This window comes from Thalassotalea montiporae, assembly GCF_053485855.1.
Window position 1 is genome coordinate 130,429 of sequence record NZ_JBQRUO010000005.1, and the last position, 22,758, is coordinate 153,186.

The 22,758-nt window shown below is 41.0% G+C and carries 24 protein-coding genes and 1 pseudogene; 9 read left to right on the forward strand and 16 right to left on the reverse strand.

What is annotated here, in order from left to right:
- Positions 1–97: 97 nt before the first annotated feature.
- The 3 genes from ACSLUR_RS14800 to seqA form a co-directional block, all read right to left on the reverse strand.
- Positions 98–424 (reverse strand): hypothetical protein, encoded by a 327-nt coding sequence (locus ACSLUR_RS14800; RefSeq protein WP_448555812.1) that lies wholly within the window; start codon positions 422–424, stop codon positions 98–100.
- Complete coding sequence (pgm, locus tag ACSLUR_RS14805; RefSeq protein WP_448555814.1) at positions 424–2,070, reverse strand: phosphoglucomutase (alpha-D-glucose-1,6-bisphosphate-dependent); 1,647 nt, start codon at positions 2,068–2,070, stop codon at positions 424–426. The genes ACSLUR_RS14800 and pgm overlap by 1 nt, the downstream gene beginning before the upstream one ends.
- A gap of 301 nt (positions 2,071–2,371) precedes the next feature.
- Positions 2,372–2,932: a replication initiation negative regulator SeqA gene (gene seqA, locus ACSLUR_RS14810; RefSeq protein WP_448555816.1), complete on the reverse strand. Its 561-nt coding sequence runs from the start codon at positions 2,930–2,932 to the stop codon at positions 2,372–2,374.
- A 335-nt stretch (positions 2,933–3,267) separates the two neighbouring features.
- On the opposite strand from seqA, the gene ACSLUR_RS14815 reads away from it, so the two are divergent.
- From ACSLUR_RS14815 to ACSLUR_RS14840, 6 genes are all read left to right on the forward strand, one after another.
- Positions 3,268–4,044: an alpha/beta fold hydrolase gene (locus ACSLUR_RS14815; RefSeq protein WP_448555819.1), complete on the forward strand. Its 777-nt coding sequence runs from the start codon at positions 3,268–3,270 to the stop codon at positions 4,042–4,044.
- 55 nt (positions 4,045–4,099) lie between these two features.
- A complete protein-coding gene (locus tag ACSLUR_RS14820; RefSeq protein ID WP_448555821.1) occupies positions 4,100–4,321 on the forward strand; it encodes a DUF2788 domain-containing protein in 222 nt (73 codons plus the stop codon).
- A gap of 2 nt (positions 4,322–4,323) precedes the next feature.
- Positions 4,324–4,602 (forward strand): LexA regulated protein, encoded by a 279-nt coding sequence (ybfE, locus tag ACSLUR_RS14825; RefSeq protein WP_116000584.1) that lies wholly within the window; start codon positions 4,324–4,326, stop codon positions 4,600–4,602.
- Positions 4,603–4,631: 29 nt separating this feature from the next.
- The gene (gene fldA / locus ACSLUR_RS14830) at positions 4,632–5,159 is read left to right on the forward strand and encodes a flavodoxin FldA (protein WP_116000585.1); all 528 of its coding nucleotides are present in this window, start codon (positions 4,632–4,634) and stop codon (positions 5,157–5,159) included.
- 462 nt (positions 5,160–5,621) lie between these two features.
- Complete coding sequence (locus ACSLUR_RS14835; protein ID WP_448555824.1) at positions 5,622–8,156, forward strand: EAL domain-containing protein; 2,535 nt, start codon at positions 5,622–5,624, stop codon at positions 8,154–8,156.
- Positions 8,157–8,162: 6 nt separating this feature from the next.
- On the forward strand, positions 8,163–9,767 hold the full coding sequence (locus ACSLUR_RS14840; RefSeq protein ID WP_448555826.1) for a methyl-accepting chemotaxis protein: 1,605 nt from the start codon (positions 8,163–8,165) through the stop codon (positions 9,765–9,767).
- Positions 9,768–9,977: 210 nt separating this feature from the next.
- Here ACSLUR_RS14840 and ACSLUR_RS14845 read toward each other — a convergent pair whose 3' ends face one another.
- Positions 9,978–10,451 (reverse strand): DUF4442 domain-containing protein, encoded by a 474-nt coding sequence (locus ACSLUR_RS14845; protein ID WP_448555828.1) that lies wholly within the window; start codon positions 10,449–10,451, stop codon positions 9,978–9,980.
- A gap of 165 nt (positions 10,452–10,616) precedes the next feature.
- Here ACSLUR_RS14845 and fur point away from each other — a divergent pair, with 165 nt between their 5' ends.
- A complete protein-coding gene (gene fur / locus ACSLUR_RS14850; protein ID WP_448555830.1) occupies positions 10,617–11,060 on the forward strand; it encodes a ferric iron uptake transcriptional regulator in 444 nt (147 codons plus the stop codon).
- Between the two features lie 114 nt (positions 11,061–11,174).
- Here fur and ACSLUR_RS14855 read toward each other — a convergent pair whose 3' ends face one another.
- From ACSLUR_RS14855 to ACSLUR_RS14890, 8 genes and pseudogenes are all read right to left on the reverse strand, one after another.
- A complete protein-coding gene (locus ACSLUR_RS14855; RefSeq protein WP_448555832.1) occupies positions 11,175–11,936 on the reverse strand; it encodes a M48 family metallopeptidase in 762 nt (253 codons plus the stop codon).
- Positions 11,933–12,307, reverse strand: coding sequence for a TM2 domain-containing protein (locus ACSLUR_RS14860; RefSeq protein WP_448556007.1), 375 nt, complete (start codon positions 12,305–12,307; stop codon positions 11,933–11,935). The genes ACSLUR_RS14855 and ACSLUR_RS14860 overlap by 4 nt, the downstream gene beginning before the upstream one ends.
- 27 nt (positions 12,308–12,334) lie before the next feature.
- A pseudogene (gene yidD / locus ACSLUR_RS14865) lies at positions 12,335–12,544 on the reverse strand (membrane protein insertion efficiency factor YidD); the annotation flags it as partial.
- Positions 12,545–12,547: 3 nt separating this feature from the next.
- On the reverse strand, positions 12,548–12,763 hold the full coding sequence (locus tag ACSLUR_RS14870) for a DUF4177 domain-containing protein (RefSeq protein ID WP_116000591.1): 216 nt from the start codon (positions 12,761–12,763) through the stop codon (positions 12,548–12,550).
- Positions 12,764–12,884: 121 nt separating this feature from the next.
- Positions 12,885–13,442 carry a GNAT family N-acetyltransferase gene (locus tag ACSLUR_RS14875; RefSeq protein WP_448555835.1) on the reverse strand — a complete coding sequence of 186 codons (558 nt, stop codon included), beginning with the start codon at positions 13,440–13,442 and terminating at the stop codon, positions 12,885–12,887.
- Between the two features lie 118 nt (positions 13,443–13,560).
- Positions 13,561–14,073 carry a GNAT family N-acetyltransferase gene (locus tag ACSLUR_RS14880; protein WP_448555837.1) on the reverse strand — a complete coding sequence of 171 codons (513 nt, stop codon included), beginning with the start codon at positions 14,071–14,073 and terminating at the stop codon, positions 13,561–13,563.
- Positions 14,074–14,255: 182 nt separating this feature from the next.
- On the reverse strand, positions 14,256–15,926 hold the full coding sequence (gene glnS / locus ACSLUR_RS14885; RefSeq protein WP_448555839.1) for a glutamine--tRNA ligase: 1,671 nt from the start codon (positions 15,924–15,926) through the stop codon (positions 14,256–14,258).
- 146 nt (positions 15,927–16,072) lie between these two features.
- The gene (locus tag ACSLUR_RS14890) at positions 16,073–16,531 is read right to left on the reverse strand and encodes a VOC family protein (RefSeq protein WP_448555841.1); all 459 of its coding nucleotides are present in this window, start codon (positions 16,529–16,531) and stop codon (positions 16,073–16,075) included.
- 62 nt (positions 16,532–16,593) lie between these two features.
- Here ACSLUR_RS14890 and ACSLUR_RS14895 point away from each other — a divergent pair, with 62 nt between their 5' ends.
- The gene (locus tag ACSLUR_RS14895; protein ID WP_448555843.1) at positions 16,594–17,439 is read left to right on the forward strand and encodes a substrate-binding periplasmic protein; all 846 of its coding nucleotides are present in this window, start codon (positions 16,594–16,596) and stop codon (positions 17,437–17,439) included.
- Positions 17,440–17,489: 50 nt separating this feature from the next.
- Here the strand turns inward: ACSLUR_RS14895 and ACSLUR_RS14900 are convergent, their stop codons facing one another.
- On the reverse strand, positions 17,490–18,266 hold the full coding sequence (locus tag ACSLUR_RS14900) for a hypothetical protein (protein ID WP_448555845.1): 777 nt from the start codon (positions 18,264–18,266) through the stop codon (positions 17,490–17,492).
- Between the two features lie 470 nt (positions 18,267–18,736).
- Here ACSLUR_RS14900 and ACSLUR_RS14905 point away from each other — a divergent pair, with 470 nt between their 5' ends.
- Entirely contained in the window at positions 18,737–19,216 is a 480-nt protein-coding gene (locus ACSLUR_RS14905) for an aminoacyl-tRNA deacylase (RefSeq protein WP_116000598.1), read from the forward strand.
- 114 nt (positions 19,217–19,330) lie between these two features.
- Here the strand turns inward: ACSLUR_RS14905 and ACSLUR_RS14910 are convergent, their stop codons facing one another.
- The 3 genes from ACSLUR_RS14910 to ACSLUR_RS14920 all read right to left on the reverse strand — a co-directional run bounded on the left by ACSLUR_RS14910 (position 19,331) and on the right by ACSLUR_RS14920 (position 22,406).
- Entirely contained in the window at positions 19,331–20,635 is a 1,305-nt protein-coding gene (locus ACSLUR_RS14910) for an inosine/guanosine kinase (protein WP_448555848.1), read from the reverse strand.
- 303 nt (positions 20,636–20,938) lie between these two features.
- Entirely contained in the window at positions 20,939–21,241 is a 303-nt protein-coding gene (locus tag ACSLUR_RS14915; RefSeq protein WP_448555850.1) for a hypothetical protein, read from the reverse strand.
- 286 nt (positions 21,242–21,527) lie between these two features.
- Positions 21,528–22,406 (reverse strand): LysR substrate-binding domain-containing protein, encoded by an 879-nt coding sequence (locus ACSLUR_RS14920; protein ID WP_448555852.1) that lies wholly within the window; start codon positions 22,404–22,406, stop codon positions 21,528–21,530.
- Positions 22,407–22,758 lie beyond the last annotated feature (352 nt).

The window sequence follows — 22,758 nt, forward strand, 5'->3', positions numbered from 1 at the left end:
GAAAGAGCGGGCGCGCTGCGAGCTTGAACGGAATTGTTTACGTTTTTGCTTTTTTTGCTGCTTTGCTGTTTTGCTGTTTTCTGCACTAAGCCTAGCACTAGTGAGTACAGAAATAGCTTTCCATCATTGACTGTGCTTGCTCAATGCTCAAGCTGGCAATTGCTATGCGCTCTTTGCGATGAATATCTCCAGCTTTGTTGCCATAGGCGACTTCCACTTGCTCTGGTTCGATATCCGGCAGTAAAAACACAATTTTCTTATCAAGTGACGGGGCATCTATGGTGATCGCATCCGCTGCCATGCCTTGTTGGCGAAGTGCCTTGTCGATAATGCCCATTAACGTATCTAAGCGCTGATGTTTTGCCATCAGCGCATCGTTTGCTTTCGCAATCACCTCTGCAAAGGCAGAAAGCTTGGGAGACATTAGATCCCTGCCTTGGCAAAAATATCGCTGACCATTACTTGCGCATCAGCAATAATTTGCTGCAAATGATCCTCATCAATAAAGCTTTCAGCGTAGATTTTATAGATTTCTTCTGTCCCTGATGGACGCGCTGCAAACCAACCATTGGTGGTTTCTACCTTAAGACCACCAATTGCCGAATTGTTACCCGGTGCATGACTGAGCTTACTTACGATAGGCTCGCCTGCAAGCTCAGTGGCGGTAATTGATTCAGGCTGTAATTGGGTTAACACAGCTTTTTGCTTGGCATTAGCAACCGCCTCAACGCGGCCATAACTTGGTGTTCCCAATTTTTCGGCAAGCGCAAGGAAATGCTGATAAGGATCTTTACCCGTTACCGCTAAAATTTCTGCCGCTAATAATGCCATAATGAAGCCGTCTTTATCCGTTGTCCAACAGCTACCGTCACGGGCTATAAAAGATGCACCAGCACTTTCTTCACCACCAAAGGCATAACTTGCTTGATGCAAACCATCAACAAACCATTTAAAGCCTACTGGCACTTCTGATAATTGCTTATCTAAGTCTTTAGCAACTCGGTCAATTAAAGAGCTTGAAACAAGGGTTTTGCCTATTTTGGCACTTTCTGGCCAGTCTCGGTGTGTCATTAAATAATGAATTGAAACCGCTAAATAGTGATTTGGATTCATTAAACCACCAGACTTAGTGACAATGCCATGACGATCAAAGTCAGGATCATTGCCCACGGCAACGTCAAATTCATCTTTTAGCGAAATTAAGCCCGCCATGGCATAAGGTGAAGAACAGTCCATGCGGATTTTGCCATCTTTATCAAGTGGCATAAACGCAAAGCTTGGATCAACAGCTTTGTTTACGACCTCAATATTGATGCCATAGCGCTTAGCAATTGCTGGCCAGTAATCAATACCTGAGCCACCTAGTGGGTCAACACCAATAGTTACACCGGCTTTTGCAATCGCTTGCATGTCAAGCACTTGGTCAAGTTGTTCAACATATTCGGTGACAAAATCACGTTTGATTAAACGTTCAGAAGCCATTGCCTCGCTAAGTGGTAAATCGAGTACATCTTCTAAATCTGCTGCCAGAATTTCGTTGGCGCGAGCTTCTATTTGCTTGGTAATTTCACCCTCAGCTGGCCCGCCATGTGGTGGGTTGTACTTAATACCACCGTCTTGAGGTGGATTATGTGAAGGAGTAATAATCAAGCCATCAGCAACTGTGTCTTCGGTTTTATTGTGGCTAATAATTAAACGAGAAATCACTGGCGTTGGAGTAAAGCCTAAATCTTGCTGAACGACAACATCTACATCATTGGCGATAAGTACACTGAGTGCGGAATTAAAAGCTGGTTCAGATAACGCATGCGTGTCTTTACCAAGATACAATGGCCCAGTAAAACCTTGAGCCTTGCGGTACTCCACTACAGCCTGACATATGGCTAAAATATGGTACTCATTAAAACTCGCTTTTAGTGAGCTACCGCGATGACCAGAAGTACCAAAACTAACCTTTTGTGCAGCGATACTGCTATCAGGTTGCGTGAAAAAGTAATCAGAAACTACTTTTGCGATGTTAATTCGGTCTTCTGGTAAAGATACTTGGCCTGCTCGTTCATGTACCGTCATGTTGTTCCCTTAATTCTTCCCTTCACTTTCCCTTAACAGGGACTCAAGTGTTCGTGCGCAATTTTTAGTGATTAACAGTTAGTTACTAATTCTTAGTGACTAACTATTAGAAAATAGCGTTTAGCACTTATTTCTTAAAGTATAAGAAATGCGTTAGTTTTGGCGTTTCAATACTTTGGTCTTTCAATACATTAAATAATGATTGGCAACCTGGCACGGGTAACTTAAGTGTTGCTTAATCTAGCCACTTTACCCGTTCACTTTGCCTATTCGCCTTAGTATTACACCTTACTCATACACTTTACGAAAGCAATTCGCGAATGCGTTCAGCATCTTTATCTGAATAACCTAGCGCGACAGCTACCTCAGTGAGCATCATTTTCTTTCGTGTGGTATTTGAGTTGGTAATAACCCAGTATGGACTCTCTGGTATTTGGCGAGGCTTAGTACTGCTGCCACTCTCGGCCAATGCACTCTCGTTGTCGGCAAAATAAAGACGATCACGGCCACGAATATCGCTTACCACATTAAATTCGTCTTGATGAACACGGTATAGGGCTTGGAGAATCAACAAAAAGCGACCAACCGCACCACGTTGTGTTGCTAATTCTTCTTTATTGATATGATCGAAAACTGTTCCTTTTGGCTTCTTAGCCGGTGCCTCAACTGCTTTAGTTTCTGGCTCTGAGTTAACGGAATTTAAGTCAACCGAGTTTGACTGAGATTTTGGCTGCGGTGAGGTCTGCACAGCAGTATCGATGGCAAGCAGACGACGTAAAATAGAAGAGGCACTTTCGCCAATAAATTGAGTTTGACTGGCAATATATTGATATAGCTCTTCGTCTATTTCGATGTTCTTCATTCATGATCCGTATATTTTTTTCAAGCGCCCCGATTATACTCACGAAGAAAAAATCTCACCAGCGCTAAATCGGCTTTAATGTTGTTTTATCTGATCCTTTCGGTCGATATTTGAGCGAAAAGATCTAGCTGATAAACTTAACTTGCAAGCGCACTAAGATTTACGAGAGAATTTCTCCTATGGTGCGCATAATTAAGCACAGGTAAGTTCACATAGCTAAGTTCACATAGCTAAGCTCGCATAGCTAAGTTCACATAGTTAATCTCGTGTAGATAAGTGTGAAACTAGCGTCAACCTCTACATAAACAAATAGCAACACAATCAAAAGAAAGCCTATGTCATTGTTAAATTTTCAGATCCGCGGCGAAGGCCAACCGTTAGTATTAATCCATGGACTGTTTGGTAGTCTCGACAACTTGGGAATGGTTGCTAAGCCTATGGCTGAAGATTATCAGGTCATCAGCATTGATGTGTGTAATCACGGTAGCTCATTTCATCGTAAAGACATGAATTACCCAACACTTGCCCAAGACGTTATTTCGGTGCTCGATCACCTGAATATTAAACAGGCAGATTTTCTTGGGCACTCTATGGGCGGTAAAATTGCGATGCAAATCGCCTTGTCATTTAGTCATTATGTTAGAAGCTTAATTGTCGCCGACATTGCACCAATTGCCTACCCTGCACACCACCAAGAAATCATTAACGGCTTGCAGCAAGTAGAGCTTCAGATAGCGAATCAACAAATAACATCGCGTAAGCAAGCCGACGAAGTACTTAGCCACTATGTTGAAACGCCAAGTGTGCGTCAGTTCTTACTGCGCAATCTGACCACTACCGATGGCGAATTGCACTTTAAGTGTCATTTACAAAACATCGCAAACTGTTACCCGCAAATTATGCAAGCGCTTGATCCAAATCAATCTTTTAGTGGAGACACCTTGTTTATTAAAGGCGGTGCCTCTAATTATATAACCGCTGAACATAGTGATGTGATTAAACCCATGTTCCCCAACAGCCGCGCCAAAATTATTGCGGGTGCTGGCCACTGGCTTCACGCCGAAAAAACGGTTGCGTTTAATAAGATTGTTAAAGATTTTTTAAACAGATAAGTGATTGGCCTATTGGGTTGTGATATAGTGCCGCCAGATTTTTTGGGGTAGTAAGATGTTAGCAGAGCATTTCGAATTAATAGAGACGATTGGTCTCAATTTATTTTTTGCTTTTATATTTATTTTCATAGGCTTATCGATAAACGATGTCATGAAAAAAAATGATGTCCCCAAAATGGGACAATTCGTTGTCTATTTCGTATTGTTTTTAGGTTGTGCTGGTTTTATTGCCAAAGGCATTATTCAATTTATCTGGGAAAGTCAGGGCGTTGGCTAACCATGGCAAAAGAAGCAGCAGATTTAACCACTATTGATTTATTTAGTGATGAGAAGCGTCCGGGGCGGCCAAAAACTAACCCTCACCCGCGCAGCGTACAAATAAAAATCAACAAGCGAAATCAGGTCAAACGAGACAAAAATAAAGGTTTAAAACGGGTTGAATTTAAAATTCATCAAAGTTTATTCGACCAGTTAGATGCGCTAGCGAAAGATCAAGGGATCAGTCGTAGCGAGCTGATTGAAAGCATGCTCGTTGACTCGTTAGCCAAGCAAAGTTAAACGAAAGTTAATTAAAAGGTTATAAGTAAATGGCAATTGTAGGTTTATTTTTCGGCAGCGATACAGGTAACACTGAAGCCGTTAGTAAAATGATCCAGAAAAAACTGGGTAAGAAAATGGTCGAAGTCAAAGACATCGCCAAAAGTACCAAAGAAGAAATCGCTGAGTTTGATTTGCTTATTCTAGGTATTCCTACTTGGTACTACGGTGAAAACCAATGTGACTGGGACGATTTCCTACCTGACTTAGAAGAAGTTGATTTCAACGACAAGCTAGTGGCAATTTTCGGTTTAGGTGACCAAGAAGATTACGCAGAATACTTCTGTGACGCGATGTTACCATTAAAAGAAATTGCTGAATCTAAAGGTGCTATTTTAGTGGGTCAATGGCCAACTGAAGGTTATGAATTTGAAGCATCTAAAGCGCTTGTTGACGACAATAACTTTATCGGTTTATGTATCGATGAAGACCGCCAGCCAGAGCTAACTGAAGAGCGTGTTGATAAGTGGGTTAACCAAATCTACGACGAAATGTGCTTAGCAGAACTTGCTGACTAACAGCGTGTTATTAAGTTTTCGAAAAACCGGCCAAGGCCGGTTTTTTTATGTCTGTTCTAAAGTACTTCTCCCTTCAACAGAAAAAGTTCAAAGCTGCTTAACCTTAGCTCGGGAGAAGAAATAGTGAAATACGATTATATTCATAAACTTACAGCTAAATTTTTCTTCTAGTGAGATACTTTTGCTGATATCGAGGCGGATTTACGCGTCAATAGCTAGTCTATTGCAAGTGAATTCAACAAAGATAGCAGTAAAAATAGCCACTAGAAGTGCATTAGTTATCCCGAGCTGAGGTTACTTATACACAAATGTGTAAACCTGTGGTTAACAAAATGAAACTATAAGTTAACCCTCTAATTTCTTTACTGTTACCCAGACTCTCTTGACCTAGATCAACAAGCAAATGTGATGCCTTTGCTATAAGTTTGCGCTTACCTTTACGCGTGACAAAGGAGTACAAGCGTGAATCAGCAAAAAATGGTTACAGCAGAAGATATCGTTCAAAGAGATGTACTAACCTGCCCACCATCGGCAACGCTTAATCAAGCCGCATCACTTATTCGTCAGCACAAAACCAGCTCTATTTTGGTTAAAAGTGAGCAAAATGATATTGTCGGTATTTGGACAGAAGCTGATTGCACTAAACTCGATTTCACGCGCCCTGCCATGTTTGAACAATCGATATCACGCTTTATGAGCTCGCCAGTGATATCGGTACAAACTGATACGCCTTTGCAAGAAATCATACTTGAATTTCATCGCCATAAGATAAGACATATTATGGTGACAGATAGCAACAACAAGATGGTTGGCATTATCAGCCAGTCTGATGTCATTAAACGCCAGCGTATTGAGCACTATCTAGAACTGAGAAAAGTCGAGCAAAGTTACAACCCGCGTATCAAGCTGCTGACTGAGCACGACTCGTTAAACGATGTTGTGCAAATTATGGCGAATAAAAAGCATTCGTCAGTAATTATTCAGCACAGCCAAACAGGTGAATACGGCATCATTACCGAGCGCGACTTACTTAAAGTATTAGCTAAGGGTGACAACAAAAAGCCAGTTTGGGAAATAGCGGCATCACCACTTATTTCAATTGGTATTGATCAATCTCTGCTTGAGGGTTACCTGACGCTACAGCGCTATCGTATTCGCCATTTAGGTGTGCTTGACAAGCACGGCAAGATTTTAGGTGTATTGTCGCAGCAAAATATTTTGTCAGACATTGAACACTCTTACTTTCAGCAGCTTAAAGAAATTATCAACGAGCGTGATCACGCCTTAAGCGCCTCGCAACGTCACCTATTCTTAGCGCAAAAGGTCATTGAATCATCACTTGATGCGATAATGATCAGTGACAAAAATGGCGTTATTTTATCGATTAACCCGGCATTCACCTCAGTAACTGGCTATAAGCCAAGAGAGGCCATTGGTAAGAACGCAAGCCTGCTAAATTCGGGTCGACACGATCAAGAATTTTATAACGCGATGTGGGAAAAACTGACCGAGGAAGGTAAGTGGCAAGGTGAAATTTGGAATAAGCGTAAAAATGGCGAAATTTATCCCGAATGGCTCACCATTGTAAAAATTGACGATGAAATGACCGGAGAAACTCATTACACCGGCATATTCTCAGATATTACTGAACGCAAAAAACACGAAGCCCGTATCAAGGCACTCGCATTTTACGATGAGCTGACTGAGCTGCCGAACCGACGGCTATTTGCCGACCGACTTGATGTTGCGATTTCAACCGCCCACCGAAACAAGCAGTTAGCAGCTCTATTGTTTATTGACTTAGATCGCTTTAAACAAATTAACGACAGTCTAGGTCACAAAGTGGGTGACGAATTGCTCGTTTCTGTATCTAAGCGAATTGCAAGCTCGGTAAAAGAAGGTGACACGGTATCACGCTTTGGCGGTGATGAGTTTGTTATTTTGCTGACAGAAATGAACTGCATGGAAGATATTGAAGGGGTAATTAACCGTATCTACCGCCAATTCAATGAGCCCTTCTACCTTGACGGCAAGGAAACCTACGCGACTTGTTCTATCGGTGCCTCAATTTACCCTTTTAATGGTACAACCGCTGATGAGCTGCTTAAACAAGCAGATATCGCTATGTACCAGACCAAACAGCACGGGCGCAATGGCTATACGTTTTATCAACGCCAAATGCACGAAAACTTGGATAACAAGCTTACCCTGCAAAACAAGTTACGAAATGCACTAAAAGACAATGAATTTCACCTGAGTTACCAACCACAAATTAATAGCGATTCCGAAAAAATTGTCGGCATTGAAACGTTATTGCGTTGGCAGCAAAAGGAACTTGGCAATATCCCCCCTTCAGTCTTTATTCCACTCGCGGAAGAACTAGGCGTTATCGTTGATATTGAGCGCTGGGTGCTAACCGAGTCTTGTAAGCAACGTAAAGCTTGGCTAGATAGCGGGCACGATGTTGGCCGCATCGCGATTAACATTTCCGCGATTCACTTTAACAATAATTTGCTCAGTTCAATTATCGCGGCGCTAGAAGCATCAGAATTGCCAGCCAAGTACTTGGAAATTGAAGTGACTGAGTCTTGTTTCATTGAAAACATCGAGGAAGCGAAGAAAAAGCTACAAGAAATCAAAGCACATGGTATTACCATTGCGCTTGATGATTTTGGTACAGGCTACTCTTCTCTCAGTTATTTAACCAAACTTTCAATAGACACATTGAAAATAGATGCTAGCTTTATTCAAAAGACACCGGAAAACCCTAAAGATTGTCAGCTAGTTAAAACCATCATTAATATGGCTGAAAGCCTTTCCATTAATATCGTGGCTGAAGGTGTGGAAAATAAAGCCCAGCAAGGCTTTTTATCGAATAACCATTGTAATACGCATCAAGGTTTTTATTACTACAAACCCGCTGACGCAGAGAGTTTGTTCTCACAAATGAGTCCAGCCTCAAACTCAAACAAACTAAAAATTGTGGAAAATAAATAGGTATTTATGCAACTTACTATCGCCCAAAAGATATATGCCGCGATCATCTTAACCAGTGTGACTTTGCTGGCCACGACAATCGCCTTTTTCTATCACGATGAAAAAGCCCTGGCAGAAGAGTTAATTGAACAGAACTTGGCAAGTACCGCACAAAACTATTTCGACTCAGTGAACACTATGATGCTAACCGGCACCACCGCCAATAGGCAAATAGTGCAAAACAAGTTGAAAGAGCAAGACGGTATTATTGAAGCGCGGATTATTCGTGCGCCCAAGGTTGCCCAAGTTTATGGTGCAGGCTTTGCCGACCAACAGGTAGAATCTGACATTGATCGCCAAGGGTTGGCTGGCGAGCAAATCACACAGATTTCGCAAAAAGACGGCCGACATATCATGGAATACATCATGCCGATCAGCGCCAGCGAAAACTATCGCGGTACCAATTGTTTGGGCTGTCACCAAGCACAAGAAGGTGAAATTTTAGGTGCGGTTAAAATTAGCTATGACTTAACCAAACTCGATAAGAAAATTAAAAGTTCACTTTATCGCGCTTCATTTATTCAAGTACTTATTTCCGTTGTCGGCTTTGGCGCGCTGGGCTGGGTAGTATACAAACTAGTGATTTTCCGTTTACGACGCCTGCGTAACAACATCAATAACGTAGCTGACAACTTAGACTTAAGTAACACCATTAAAGTGCATCATGACGATGAATTAGGTGCCGTAAGTAGTGCACTTAACCACCTCGTAATCAACTTTAGAAGCAGCTTTGAAACCGTTTCTAGCGCGACGGAAAAAATGATTTCTTCGGCTAAAGAAGTTGATGATATTTCAGATATCAGTAAATCGGCTGTGCTTGCACAAAAAAGTGCAACAGAATCGGTTGCCACCGCAATTAATGAGTTAGACGTTTCTGCTTCAGAGATTGAAAATAACGCGACCCAAACCGCACACAAATCTGTTGAAACTAAAGACATTTCAGAGCAAGGTCACAACCTAGCGCAACAAGCTAACGCAGGTATTAACCAACTCAAAAATGAAATTGCTGACAATGCGCAAATGATTGAGCAGCTAAACGCACAAACCAAAGAAGTTAATGTAGTTTTAGACATGATCACAGGTATTGCTGAGCAAACCAACCTACTAGCACTTAACGCTGCGATTGAGGCGGCGCGTGCCGGTGAGCAAGGTAGAGGTTTTGCCGTAGTTGCCGAGGAAGTCCGTTCATTAGCGATGCGCACGCAAGATGCAATTGGTCAAATTCAAGAGACCATTACGAGCTTACAATCAAATGCCGCGCAAGCTGTCGATTCGATGACGAAAACTAGTGAGCAAGCGCAACTGAAAGCGGAAGACGTTGATAATGTGTCGCAATTACTTGTCCAAATTACCGAGCATATTCATGCTCTTGATGACATGAACTGCCAAATCGACAATGCTGCGAAACAGCAAAACTTAGCGGCTGAAGAAATTAACCAACACATCGTCAACATTAAAGATATTGCCGAGCAATCAAGTGAAGATGTGATCCGTGGTAAATCAGTCAGTGTGCACTTGCTCGAACTTGCCTACGAGCTAGAAGAACAAGTGAAACGCTTTAAGCTAAATTAGCGTCTACTCAATGTATTCAAGGTGCTAGCCCACACACAAGCGAGTTATATACTGTTTTATGGTTCAGTTGGTGCGGATTAAAACACTAAAAAGGGGGACTTATTGTCCCCCTTTTTAATGCGCTAGTAAAAATGTTAATGCGTGAGCAAAAATACTAGTGCGTTACCAAAAATTTTTAAGTGTTAGCAAGCGCTACTTCTCGAAATAGCGCTAGTCATTGCGAAATCGTTTTTTTCGACGAATATACAAGGTGCGATTAACCTTAGCGACAACGTCACCCGTTTCATCTTTAATATAAGTGACCACCTCGGGCAGATACTTATCACCATTAGCAGTGTGTTTTTCGATATCTTCAAGCAATTGATCAGTAATGATAAATTCAGCATATACTCGCCCTTTTCCAGGCTTGATAAAATCGATATCTGCACATTTATCCCAAACCAAGTACTGCTGGCGCATTTTTGCCATTAACATCAACATATAAAATGGGTCTGTCATCGAAAATAGCGCACCACCAAATAAAGTACCGACACCATTGCGATTCCAGGCAGATAATTTCATTGAGACACGGGCTTCGCGAAAGTCATCACTCATATATTCGAGCTTAATTCGGGCAAAAAACAGCGGCGGCCAGATATTAATCAGTAATTTAAATAGCCAAGGGCGAGAATACATTAAATTCATTTACTACTTCCGAAGATTGTGATTAAAAACTCATCGTACCAGTACGATTATCTCAGCTAATTGTTGAAAAAAGCAAAGAAAATTACCTGAGTAGTTAACTAGGGCTTTTATCTCGACTAAGAAACTTCTATAATTTTTGAGAATTATATTTGATAGAAAATATGTATGTCAGAACAAAACGAAGAGCTAAAACGTGCAGGGCTAAAGATTACTTTACCTCGTGTAAAAATCTTAACCATACTGCAAGATCCAAACAATCAGCATATTAGTGCCGAAGATGTGTACAAAATATTGCTGGAACAACAAGAAGAAATTGGCTTAGCTACAGTTTACCGCGTACTTAACCAATTCGATGACGCTGGTATTGTTACTCGCCATCATTTCGAAGGTGGTAAATCAGTATTCGAATTATCACATAAGAAACACCATGACCACTTAGTGTGCTTAAAGTGTGGCAAAGTGATTGAGTTTGAAGACGATACTATCGAACAACGCCAACTAGATATCGCTAAAGAAAACAAAATTAAGCTGACTAACCATAGCTTATATTTATACGGTGAATGTGAAGACGAAATAGCTTGTGAAGCATATCGTAAATCACAACACTAGTTTTCATACATATAGATAACATTAAAAAGGCAACCACTATGGTTGCCTTTTTGTTACTAAGTCGAATAATTGAGTATTTATTGAAATTGGTATCAAGTATATTGAAAAAATTACTCAATCATTAGCCAAATTTTCAATACTGGTTTTACGCTCTCCAAAGGTTGGATGCGTACTCGCCCAATGAAAAGTTTCTAGATCGTTTTGCTCATAAAGAATTTCAAGCGCTTCAATCATCGCTTCATTACTGCCATAGAGCTCTTCAAGCTTCTGAGCCGCGTACGCATCCGCTTCTTTCTCAAAATCTCTGGAATAAGATAAATTAAGGCCTAAAGTCGAACCCTCGATTAGCAAATCACTAACAACACCAACGTCACCAAACATGAGTGACATGGTTATGTAAAACAGCGATACCCGAATCGTGTTTTCCATCAAGTGATTATGTTGTACATGCCCTACTTCATGTAATAAAACAGCCATTAACTGTTGCTCAGTTTCTAATTTAGCAACGAGTGAATCAGTAACAATAATAGAGCCATCCATGAGTGCAAAGGCATTCATTTGATCGTCCCAATAGCGAAAATGCAGTGGATAATCTTCTATCGACAGCGATAAATTTGTCAGTAATTCCTGATAGCTTTTACGCACGCTTTCTTGTTGCTCAGTGGCTAGATTACTTGGTGAGAACTCTGATTCGTCAAAACTCTCCAACGACGATTCACCAATGGTTTGATAAACCGACTCAGGTATTTTTTCGGCAATGTAAGTGGAGGCGGCGGGCAATAACGCGGTATAGGCGCGATAACCGACGACTGACAAACCCAGTAAAACTGCAATAGCAATAAATAGCCATTGTTGCTGCTTTTCACTTAGCTTCATGGTTGTTCGCTGGTTAGTTCACTAAGGGTGTTTCGCATTACCCCGTTATTATATTTTTGCACAATCGATTGGCTTCTAAATAACTGCGGTAATTCAATAACAATCACTAATATAAATAGCACCCAACCGCCGAATTCAAAAAATATAATACCAAGTAACATTGCCAGTAAGTTCAGTGCACCAAACAGGTTTTTACCCAAGTAAAAATGATGCAAACCAGCAAGGAAGAAATAATTTAGTACGGCATAAGTATCGGGGTCTTTAATCCGCTGCTCTTCTGTGCGGAAGTATATTTTTTTTTGTTCTGTTGGCAACGCTGCAATTTCTTTGCGCAGCTCGTCTTCTTCTAGTTTTAATTGTTCCATGCTCATGTTTATCACCTTCTCGGGCACTGGGTCGTGAATTTTATTAACGCAATCAGGATCATTACATCGCCTAATTCTCATTAGTCCCAGTTTGATTCCAGTATATGTGCCATGTTTTGATATTGCTTGATGGGTATATTCGGAGCAACTAGGTTTAAAATTACATTCAAGATTAAAGTGTTGCTTGGCGCCACCTTTAGATTGGTAACGCCGAATAGCAGCCAGAATAGCGCGTTTTAACACACGCTACCGGCCAAGTGTTACGATCACAGCTTCGCGTGACCAGAATAACCAAAAACGTTTATTTTCGATAACTTGAAAAACAACCTGCCAGCCATCCGCAGCTTCTTTGTTTAAGGTAGATTCAAGTTTTTTAAGAGGCAAGCCACTGGCGCCTAAGAAGAGTGTTCCACAGCCACCCTCAACGACATGGATGACTTTATATTCATTGTATTTGCTCATTTTTCTTCCTTTAAAAATATATTACGCTGGGCAGCTAACTATTTGATAATAATAATGCTTTCCCTAGCTAGTCAAAAAGTAACGTATTTTCAGATTAAGATCAATATAGTAAGGCTTTTACCTAATTCATAGAGTATTCTGTTGCCAACAAGCCAAAGCATTTCAAATCGTGAAACTGCCCATTCCAGTAACCACTTTCTCTACGTATACCTTCCAGTTTAAAGCCTAGCCTTTCAAGTAATGCTTCAGACGCATAGTTACCCGGTACCGTATCTGCTTGAATGCGATGAATTGCACCACACGCTAGTTCGCCAGCAAATGCCGCTTTAACAATCGCTTGCACTGCTTCGAAAGCTAACCCTTGTCGCCAAAACTTAGGGTTTAAGTCGTAACCTATCACCGCGTTTTTCATTGCGGGACTCCATGAATTAAAGCCGCAAGTACCAACAAGCTGGTTTGACTGTTTTAACCTAATTCCCCAACGAATCCCCGTAGAATCAGTAAAACGTTTGTGGAAAAAACTAATAAGATCGGTCGCTTGTGAAATTTCAGTAAATTCAGATAAATCATAATATTCAATAACCTGTGGGTTAGAGAATAGTTCCAATATGGCGGCAGCATCATCTTGAGTTAATTGTGTTAACAATAGGCGTTCAGTTGCTAATTGCGGAAAGTTCATGGTTTACCTTTCTAACGTTGTGAAATGATATCGGCTTCTAAATCACTAACGAGCTGTTAATTTAGAGGTTTTGATTAAGAGATCGAATGAATTTGTATCAGTTAAGAATTAGTATCGGTTAAGAAATAGTCCTGCCATAAACAACCTCATGGTAGAAACGCTCATTTTTATACACTGCTTTAGGAAAGTAGCCTTGTTGTGTAAAACCACATTTTTCTAGCACTTTGGCTGAGCCGTGATTCCCTTCAAAGACGCTAGCTTGCAATCTCACTAGCTGAGTTACCTGCTGAAGCTCTTCAATTAATAAACACAGCGCATTGGTTGCATAGCCTTTGCCCCAAAATTTTTCGGCTAACCAATAGCCTACTTCACCGCTAAGTTGATACTCGTGTTGACCTGGCTCAGCGCCAATACAACCGGCAAGCTCGCCATCAACGGTAATTGCGCGAATTAAACCGTTGTGGCTGCCTTTGGTAATCCACCATTTGGCATCATCAGCAGTGTAAGGATTAGGAATGCGTGATGACAGGTAATGAATAACTTGAGGGTCGTTTAAATAGTCGACTAAAAGTATCTCATCCTGCGCTTCAAAAAAACGAAGCTTTAGTATGGTGGCTGGTAAAACGTCCATGTGGCAGTCAATCAAGGGGCTAGATTTCTCTTTAAGCTAACAATACTTAATCGGCATATCAACTATAAAGAACGTTAATTATCAATTAATTGGCATAAAAAAAGAGGAACTATGTTCCTCTTTTCTTTAAGCTGATTCAGCACATTATTGATGTGTACTAGCTACCCACAATTGGTGTGTTATTAGTCGCCAATCTTAGCCCAAGTATCTCTTAGGCCAACAGTGCGGTTAAACACCAATTTACCTTCTTTAGCTTCCTTGTTGTCTAGGCAGAAATAGCCTTGACGTTCAAACTGAAACGCTTTTTCTGGCTGCGCCTGTGCGAGTGAAGGTTCAACTTTTGCTGTGTTGATTGTTACCAACGACTCAGTATTTAATACCGTATGAAAATCTTCAGCGGCACCAGGGTTTGGTACAGTAAACAATCGATCGTATAAACGAACCTCAGCATCAAGTGTTTGTGCAGCGCTCACCCAGTGAATAACACCTTTTGGCTTAGTGCCATCTTCAGGGTTTTTACCTAGAGTGTTTGGATCGTAAGTACAGTAAACCGTGGTAATGTTGCCTTCATCATCCTTTTCACAACGAGTTGCGGTCACTACGTAAGCACCGCGTAAACGCACTGCTTTGCCAAGTACTAAACGCTTGTACTTTTTGTTCGCTTCTTCACGGAAATCTTCCGCTTCAATAAGGATTTCTTTTGAAAACGGTACAATGCGATCGCCTTGGCTTTCATCGCTTGGATGGTTTTTCACCGTCAGCTCTTCAACCTTGCCTTCTTCGTAGTTCTCAATCACCAATTTAATTGGGTCAAGTACCGCCATCGCACGCGGTGCGTTGTCGTTTAAGTCTTCACGAATACAAGCTTCTAGCACACCCATTTCAACAGTGTTATCCATTTTGGTCACACCGATGCGGTTGGCAAACTCGCGAATTGACGCTGGCGTATAACCACGACGGCGGAAACCAGCAATCGTTGGCATACGCGGGTCGTCCCAACCAGACACCAAGTTTTCTTCGACCAGCGTATTGAGTTTACGCTTACTCATTACTGTGTATTCAAGGTTTAAACGCGAGAATTCATATTGACGAGGCTGTGTTTCAATCGAAACATTATCAATAACCCAGTCGTATAGACGTCGGTTATCTTGGAATTCAAGTGTACAAAGCGAGTGCGTAATACCTTCGATAGCATCCGACAAACAATGAGTAAAGTCGTACATTGGGTAAATGCACCACTTATCACCCGTTTGGTGGTGATGAGCAAATTTAACACGATAAATCACAGGGTCGCGCATACACATAAAGCTTGAGCTCATGTCGATTTTCGCACGTAGTGAACATTCACCTTCTTTGAATTCACCGTTTTTCATTTTGTCGAATAAGGCTAAATTCTCTTCAATTGAAGTGTCGCGGTAAGGGCTATTTTTACCCGGCGCTTTTAACGTACCGCGATATTCGCGCATTTCTTCACCATTTAAGAAACACACATAAGCTAAGCCTTTTTCAATTAGTTCAACTGCATAGCCATGTAAGCGATCAAAATAGTCTGACGAGTAACGAATATCGCCAGCCCATTCAAATCCTAACCACTTCACATCTTCTTGGATGGAATTAACGTAGTCGATGTCTTCTTTTTCTGGGTTAGTATCATCAAAACGCAGGTTACAAAGGCCTTGATAGTCCTGAGCAATACCAAAGTTCAAACAAATAGACTTGGCATGACCAATGTGCAAATAGCCATTTGGCTCAGGCGGAAAACGAGTTTGCACATGATCGTGCTTACCAGCACTTAAATCAGCATCAATAATTTGACGAATAAAGTTAGTTGGACGGTGTTCAGTATCCGACATCCAAAGGGCCTCTAAACTAAAAGAAAATAACAAGATAATAGCTCGGCATTATATACCTAAGCCGAGCTAAGATGCGAGTTTCCAATGACAGAAAATCGGAAGAATCAGGATTAACAATATTTACTTTTCAATGAGCGCAAAAGTGATTATTCAAAAAGCGCCTTCATCCGCTCGTTAAGCTCTTGTTCGTCAACATCTTCAATATGTGTCGCGACCGTCCAAACGTGACCATAGGGGTCTTGCAGGGTGCCCGCTCTATCACCATAAAACTGATCGACAACTGGGCGCAGTTCTTTAGCGCCAGCTGCCAACGCTTGGGCAAATAATGCGTCCACATCTTGGTGATAAATCATTAGACTGACCCCTGCTCCACCCAACGTTTCGGGGCTAATAAACCCCATTTCTGGATGTTCATCTGCTAACATAAAGTGAGAATCGCCTATTTTAAGCTCAGCATGAGCAATACCACCGTCTGGGGTATTAAGCTCTAACACATGCTCAGCGCTAAAGGCTTGTTGGTAGAAAGCTAGTGCTGCTTTGGCACTCTTTGCCACTAGATAAGGCGTAATGGCGTGATAACCATCTGGAATTGCAGAAACAGACATATTCGCTCCTGATAACGTTTTTTAACGAGTATTATTGTAGTTGATAAATTATAATTCAGCCTATGCAGCAAAATGGCTTTACCCTAAAATTTAACAACACTCGCTTAACCATATTGGCGAGTGTTTTATGCGTTTTGATTACGCTCATCTTTTCACATCGCGCCTACTCAAAAACTTACGCACTAACCAATACACAAGCTAATAAACACACCAAGGCACAAACCATCACACTTGCTGTCGGTCACGACCATCAAAGCATGCTTGAAAATCGTTATGATATCTATAAAGCCAATTGGGACGCATTAAAGATGGGCTTGGAAGATATGGGACACGAGCTAAAAGCGAGTGCCGCTCCTTGGGCGCGAGCAAAAGCTTATGTTCAATCAGGCAAATTAGACGGTTTATTTATTGCTGCTCGACTGCCAAAGCGCGATAAGTGGGCAGAATTTACCGATACAATTGGTTATGAAATTTATGGTTTTTTTGAACGCCAAAACTTTGTACCGCCCGCCCAAATCTATGCGGGTATTCGTTTAGGTGGCGAAGACCGGGTGTTGTCTTATATTCCACCTGAAAAACTGCTTTATGTGCCAACGGCTCAGCGCGGCCTAGAATTGCTAAACCAGGGTAAAGTAGATCGCTTTGCGATGTCGTATGGCTATGGCGAGTACTTGCTAAAGACTGAGCTCAAAGATTTTAAATCGAATATCAAGTTTAACCCTAGCGAGAGCGAAACCCGAAGCTTGCATATTGCCGTGTCAAAACGTCACCCGAACAAAACGCAAGTATTAAATATACTTAACAAAGCCATTGCCCATAGTATTGCCAAAGGTTACTACCAAGCAGCAATGGAGAAAAATAAAGTGCCTAAACGTATGTGGGTACATTCTGTAGCAAGCATTAATTAACACGCCGTTTCATCTACAAATTCACCAACAAAGTTGGCTCCAGATGATTTTTACGTGCTAATTTTTTCGTACATCGCTTTTACTTGCAGGTCGCCGAAGCCATAGATGCCCATTTGCTGAGAAAATTTTCTAAAAACTGCGCCAAATTCTGCAGTTTGATGATCGCTCGACGCCGACAGTTCACTGATAATCTCTCGTAAAACGCGTTCTGGCTTGCCCAATCCTTGACTATCAGGTGTTCGTGCTAGTTCAGCGTTAACGGCAGCTTGCACGAATGAAAAACGCTCGCCAAGTGCATTGGCAAATTGAGTCATTTCTGCATAATTTTTTACCGCATAGGCAAGCCATAATTGGGCAAAACATTGAACTTCATCAACCGTCAAATTAACAGCCTTATCCAAGGCATCCGTTAGTTCATTATCAGACATGTTGGCAAAACTGTATTCATTCCCTTGATTAGGCGTCACCAAATAAATGTCTTTAGCCGACGTTGTGGCGAGAAAATTCAGACAAAACCATAAGTTACATTGGCAAAAAAGATCATGTTCAAACCAGCAATAAATTTTATCGCCAGAGGTCACACTCGCTAATTTTGTAAACGTTGGTACCACATAGCTAAAATAATCAGGAAAGGTATTATCTACCGCATATTGCTTCAAATATTCGGCTCGTTGCTGAAAGAGCTTTTCGCCAACCATGGCTGTTGAAGGGCCATCAATCAAGCACTCTCGCATCACTAATTGCTCGCCATTAATAGTGGCAGGAAAGCGCTGTTTTAACGCATCACCATTGAGTAAATGAATAACTAAGCTGTTGGGTTCTGACATATTGATTCCTTTCGGTTGTTATGGCGTTCTTTGCTTTATTTGCTTTATTTGCTTTATTTGCATCAAGCTAATTTCATCAAGTAAACGTCATTATTTTCAGTGACTGCATAGCGAGTATAGAGCACCTTATTTATGTGCTCTACCCTTTATCTAGGCTAGTACTAAATGAATAAACTATTTTCAAAAGTGGCTAAAAACTGCGCCTTCGCAATACCGCCAAGTCAACAATTTAGGGCTATAATTATACTCGGTTTAGGTAACCAAATTATGCCAGCAAGTTACGCCAGTATGCGTATCGCATACAGTTGTTGCTTATCGACAAGCTTATCTTCACAAAAAGTGCGTGATATTACATAAAACATCGCATTAGCTTTCAAGTTAAAACATAGTGATAGAGCTTAACGATATAAATTGGTAACAAACGACCATAACTTGAAATAAGGTTACCGCGTTCACTTGTGGAGGTGACTATGACTATTTCTACAAAATTAATGGATTATTTGGCAGATCAGAGAATTGACTACCAAACCATCAAACATAGCCATTCAAATAGTTCGCTTGGCAGTGCTATGAGCGCACAAATACCGCTGCAAAATTTAGCCAAGGCCGTGCTATTAAAAAATCATGAAGATCGCATTGTGATGGCAGTATTACCAGCCAATCGCAAAATTAGTATTTCGGCGATTAATGATCAGCTTATGGGCAGTTATCGACTATTAAAGGAACAGGAGGTTTATCAATTATTCAGTGATTGCGAACATGGCGCAATACCGCCAGTTGCTGAAGCATTTAATATGACCAGTGTGTGTGATAACGAGCTTGATCTGCTCGACTTTGTTTACTTAGAGGCTGGCGATCACGAACACCTACTTAAAATATCACACGATGACTTTGAAAAATTGGTCAGTCGCTGTATGCACTTAACCTTTAGCCATGAGGTGTTTCACTGACGCTCTGCTCGCTACGTAATAACGCTCTTAGCACATAAAAAAACGGCAGCTTTTTAGCTGCCGTTTTCTATTCGCCAATTTATGCGTTAATTAATTCGACAAGCAAAATACGTTTTATTTAGCCCAGTAAGCTTGCTCTAGGCTATCTTCTCGCTCTGGTAAACCTCGAGATAAACGAGGCGAGTGCTGAACAAGTACTTCATAACTTGCGCGGTTAGCGTATTTACTCATTTGCGACAATGACGAATAAGTTAACGCTGATTGAATATGCTTGCTTGAGTTTTCAACATTGCGTTTGTGGTAAACATTCGCACTTAGATCATGCAAAATTGCCGCTAAGGCGGCATCGCCAGCGCCATTGGTATTCTTAATCGAGTCTGGGCCACCCATGTAAGGGGCAGTGTGCGTGTAAATGCGAATTGGCTGTTCGCAATCGCTTAAGCGCATTGGTCGAGAATATTCATAGCGATTGAAATCTGGCACATGACCCGGCATTAGCGGGTATTCAGTTTCGCGTTTGAATTTATCATCTACATAGCCCGCCATGTATAAACCTTCGGGGCCTGCAGTACAGATAACTAAATCAACCCAATCTAAACAACAATCAGCCGCTTGTAGTGGATCGCTATATCCCGTAATCGCCAGCGCTTCTTCTTCATTCATGGTAAGCACATTAACGTGCTTTTGCACAAACTCTCGCCAGAATTCTGGCTCTTTCTCGATCAGGTGTTTAGTACCTAGTGTTAGTACCACAGGAACATTAGCTGCATTAGCGCACTCGACCGCTTTAATTGCCGCCTCGGTCATTGTATCGCCGGGCTGGGTGCGCATTAAATATGAACTAATCACTAAAGCTGATGCATTAGCGATCAACTCTTCATTAATTGATTCTGGACGCAAATGGTTAATTAACCCGGCATTAATACCAAATGTACGTTCGCCTGAGTCATCAATGAGTGTAAAGCAACGACCGATTGGCCCATCAACAGGTTGCAAATGATTTAAATCAACACGAGAAGATGTGTTACTTAAAAAGCGGTAAGCGTAATCACCGACTTTAATATTGTTTGACATCACGCCCAACAACACAGAGCGATCATCTGCTAGTACAGAGTAGTTATGGATAGTGTTGGCAATCGTACCGCCAGCAAATTCATAATTCACTAAGGCTTCATCTTTTAAGCGATTATATAAGCGCTCGGTTACATCATCAGAAATCACTTGCGACATACCGCGCTGCAGACCAAATTCATCTAAAAACGCTTGATCTACTTTTGCTTCAATATCGACTAGGGTTTGATCAATACCGACAATATAGTTTCTGACTAATTGCGAGGCATGATTAACTTGGTTGGTTAATGGGTTTTTATTGTCGACAGGAAAATAATGCTTGTGCTGTCGGCGACCGGGAAACTTCATGAAGCGTAAACTAGGTGAATAATCAGGGGCGCGATTATAACGTAATTGTTTTTCAATTTCCTAGCCATTTCACGGTGATTTACGTGCGCTAATGACTTTATCGGCATACTTACCTAACGCACGTACTCGGCACAGTGCACATAAATGATTATTTTATCGTTATTTTTGTTTGTTCTATCCGACATAGGAGAGTATATACGCGTATAAAAAAGAAAAGCACCAGCCAAATCAATGACAGGTGCTTTATGTGCTTTCAGCTTTTATATGGCGTTATATAAAATTCATAACTTTGCCAACCGAATACTAGCGGCGACTTACCAAAATAACGTCACTCGCTTTGTCTTCTAATGACTTCACTTCAATAAGTTGTCGTTTCGGAAAATATGTTACCGTTGCCAATGCATCACGTTTAGTTTCGAATGTTTGATTAGCTAGCTGATTAAAAAATTCAGCGTTATCACTGTTTTGAGCAATTGTTGCAGCAACACAAGCTTGGTCTGCTGCTAACGTGGCATTATCAACACAATTCCAAATTTTGTCGTTACCAGCAATTGCTGACTGACTCACTGCGACTGTGGTAACTACTGCAAGAATATGTTTGATCATAATCGACCTCCGTTAACCATCTATGGAGTCATATTATCAAACAGACCATAAAACCACCTAGCATATTTTTATGACAACTATATTACAGTGAAAGTTAATTTATTAATTCTTGATACGAATTTTATAACATCTTGTTAATTAATGGCTTTTAAATTTTTAAATCAAAAAAAATCAAACTGCCTTGTTAATTTTGAACCTAAGATTTACGCCTAAATTGACGAAATTAACGTTTTATTTCACAAGTCGTACTATCTATAAATTCATGTTTAATATCGATATGTTGGTGTTATTGAGCAAAAAGCTGATTAATCCACCGTTCAAAGTGTTGCACTTTAGCAAATGAAAAATGATGACTAGGAGCGACTAAATACAAAGCGTGCTCCGTTTCAAAACGATAATCTAGCAACTCAACTAACGTTCCATCGGCTAAAAAGTTGCTGACTAAAGCGCGGCTTACAAAGGCCATTCCTTTGCCTGCCAGTGCGTATTGTATTAAAGGCAAAGAATCACTTGTTCTTAAGCTTATGTTAAGTTGCTCACGGTTTATTTTACACTTAGCTAAAAACTGTACGATTGCCTTTTGATATTCATCACTGGTGTCTTCTAGCAGTGGAATCGATAATATCTGCTCGACCTTTGGTGGTTGCTCACCAATTAGCGTGCTGCTTGCAACAAGCACAATATCATCATCAACGAGCTTTCTACTTTCTAGACCAACGTAATTACCTTTACCTCGCCTGATCGCAATATCTAAATTCTGACTCGCAAGATCATCCAATTTATTATTGGGTGAAAACTGAATATGAATTTCCGGATGAGCTGTATTAAATTGATCAATATTAGGAATTAAGATAAGCGAAGTCAGTGAATGAAAGGTTGTTAATCTCAGTTCATTCGGGTTGCTCGATTGGCTAAGACTAGCTAGGCCCTGCTCGAATTGATTGAACCCTTGCACAATATAAGGCAGTAATAACTCACCTTGCGTTGTTAATACGGTTTTACCTCCGTGACGATCAAATAACTGACAGCCAATGCTGTCCTCCAACAGCCTAATTTGCTGGCTTACCGCCGCTTGTGTTACGAATAAAGACTCTGCCGCTGCTTTAAAGCTACCTTGTTGTGCAGCCAACATAAAAAAACGAAGTGCCTTAAGCGGAATATGCATGCCTATCCTCTTTTATTTTTCCTAACCTGCTCGTCATCAAGCTTTTGAACTAGCTTTTCACCCAAACTTTTAACCTGGCTTTTTATTCTGCTTTTCGCTCGGCTCTTCAGTGGACTTGTCGTGCGACTATTCGTGCAAAAATTCTTTCTGTTAATTACAGCAACCAACAGCCACAACTTAAGATTTACTTAACTCAAGTTAACTTATTATCGTTTGTTTTGCCAGGCTCGACAGGCCAAACTTTGACCGTCGCAAATTAGTTAGCGCTAGCATTAAATTCACAAAGGGAGCCCTTTTTAGTGAATTAAAGAGAGAAGTGCTAACTCACTTAAATTCATTTACTTAAGCAACA

Excerpts from the sequence above, each read along its gene's own strand:
- ACSLUR_RS14845 (WP_448555828.1), bottom strand. The coding sequence starts at position 10,451 with ATGAATTTAATGTATTCTCGCCCTTGGCTATTTAAATTACTGATTAAT.
- fur (WP_448555830.1), top strand. The coding sequence starts at position 10,617 with ATGTCAGAACAAAACGAAGAGCTAAAACGTGCAGGGCTAAAGATTACT.
- ACSLUR_RS14915 (WP_448555850.1), bottom strand. The coding sequence starts at position 21,241 with ATGATCAAACATATTCTTGCAGTAGTTACCACAGTCGCAGTGAGTCAG.
- ACSLUR_RS14820 (WP_448555821.1), top strand. The coding sequence starts at position 4,100 with ATGTTAGCAGAGCATTTCGAATTAATAGAGACGATTGGTCTCAATTTA.
- ACSLUR_RS14920 (WP_448555852.1), bottom strand. The coding sequence starts at position 22,406 with ATGCATATTCCGCTTAAGGCACTTCGTTTTTTTATGTTGGCTGCACAA.
- ACSLUR_RS14890 (WP_448555841.1), bottom strand. The coding sequence starts at position 16,531 with ATGTCTGTTTCTGCAATTCCAGATGGTTATCACGCCATTACGCCTTAT.
- ACSLUR_RS14840 (WP_448555826.1), top strand. The coding sequence starts at position 8,163 with ATGCAACTTACTATCGCCCAAAAGATATATGCCGCGATCATCTTAACC.
- ACSLUR_RS14905 (WP_116000598.1), top strand. The coding sequence starts at position 18,737 with ATGACTATTTCTACAAAATTAATGGATTATTTGGCAGATCAGAGAATT.
- ACSLUR_RS14815 (WP_448555819.1), top strand. The coding sequence starts at position 3,268 with ATGTCATTGTTAAATTTTCAGATCCGCGGCGAAGGCCAACCGTTAGTA.
- ACSLUR_RS14855 (WP_448555832.1), bottom strand. The coding sequence starts at position 11,936 with ATGAAGCTAAGTGAAAAGCAGCAACAATGGCTATTTATTGCTATTGCA.
- ACSLUR_RS14875 (WP_448555835.1), bottom strand. The coding sequence starts at position 13,442 with ATGAACTTTCCGCAATTAGCAACTGAACGCCTATTGTTAACACAATTA.
- ACSLUR_RS14880 (WP_448555837.1), bottom strand. The coding sequence starts at position 14,073 with ATGGACGTTTTACCAGCCACCATACTAAAGCTTCGTTTTTTTGAAGCG.
- ACSLUR_RS14900 (WP_448555845.1), bottom strand. The coding sequence starts at position 18,266 with ATGTCAGAACCCAACAGCTTAGTTATTCATTTACTCAATGGTGATGCG.
- pgm (WP_448555814.1), bottom strand. The coding sequence starts at position 2,070 with ATGACGGTACATGAACGAGCAGGCCAAGTATCTTTACCAGAAGACCGA.
- fldA (WP_116000585.1), top strand. The coding sequence starts at position 4,632 with ATGGCAATTGTAGGTTTATTTTTCGGCAGCGATACAGGTAACACTGAA.
- ACSLUR_RS14895 (WP_448555843.1), top strand. The coding sequence starts at position 16,594 with ATGCAGCAAAATGGCTTTACCCTAAAATTTAACAACACTCGCTTAACC.
- glnS (WP_448555839.1), bottom strand. The coding sequence starts at position 15,926 with ATGTCGGATACTGAACACCGTCCAACTAACTTTATTCGTCAAATTATT.
- ybfE (WP_116000584.1), top strand. The coding sequence starts at position 4,324 with ATGGCAAAAGAAGCAGCAGATTTAACCACTATTGATTTATTTAGTGAT.
- ACSLUR_RS14910 (WP_448555848.1), bottom strand. The coding sequence starts at position 20,635 with ATGAAGTTTCCCGGTCGCCGACAGCACAAGCATTATTTTCCTGTCGAC.
- ACSLUR_RS14860 (WP_448556007.1), bottom strand. The coding sequence starts at position 12,307 with ATGAGCATGGAACAATTAAAACTAGAAGAAGACGAGCTGCGCAAAGAA.
- ACSLUR_RS14870 (WP_116000591.1), bottom strand. The coding sequence starts at position 12,763 with ATGAGCAAATACAATGAATATAAAGTCATCCATGTCGTTGAGGGTGGC.
- seqA (WP_448555816.1), bottom strand. The coding sequence starts at position 2,932 with ATGAAGAACATCGAAATAGACGAAGAGCTATATCAATATATTGCCAGT.
- ACSLUR_RS14800 (WP_448555812.1), bottom strand. The coding sequence starts at position 424 with ATGTCTCCCAAGCTTTCTGCCTTTGCAGAGGTGATTGCGAAAGCAAAC.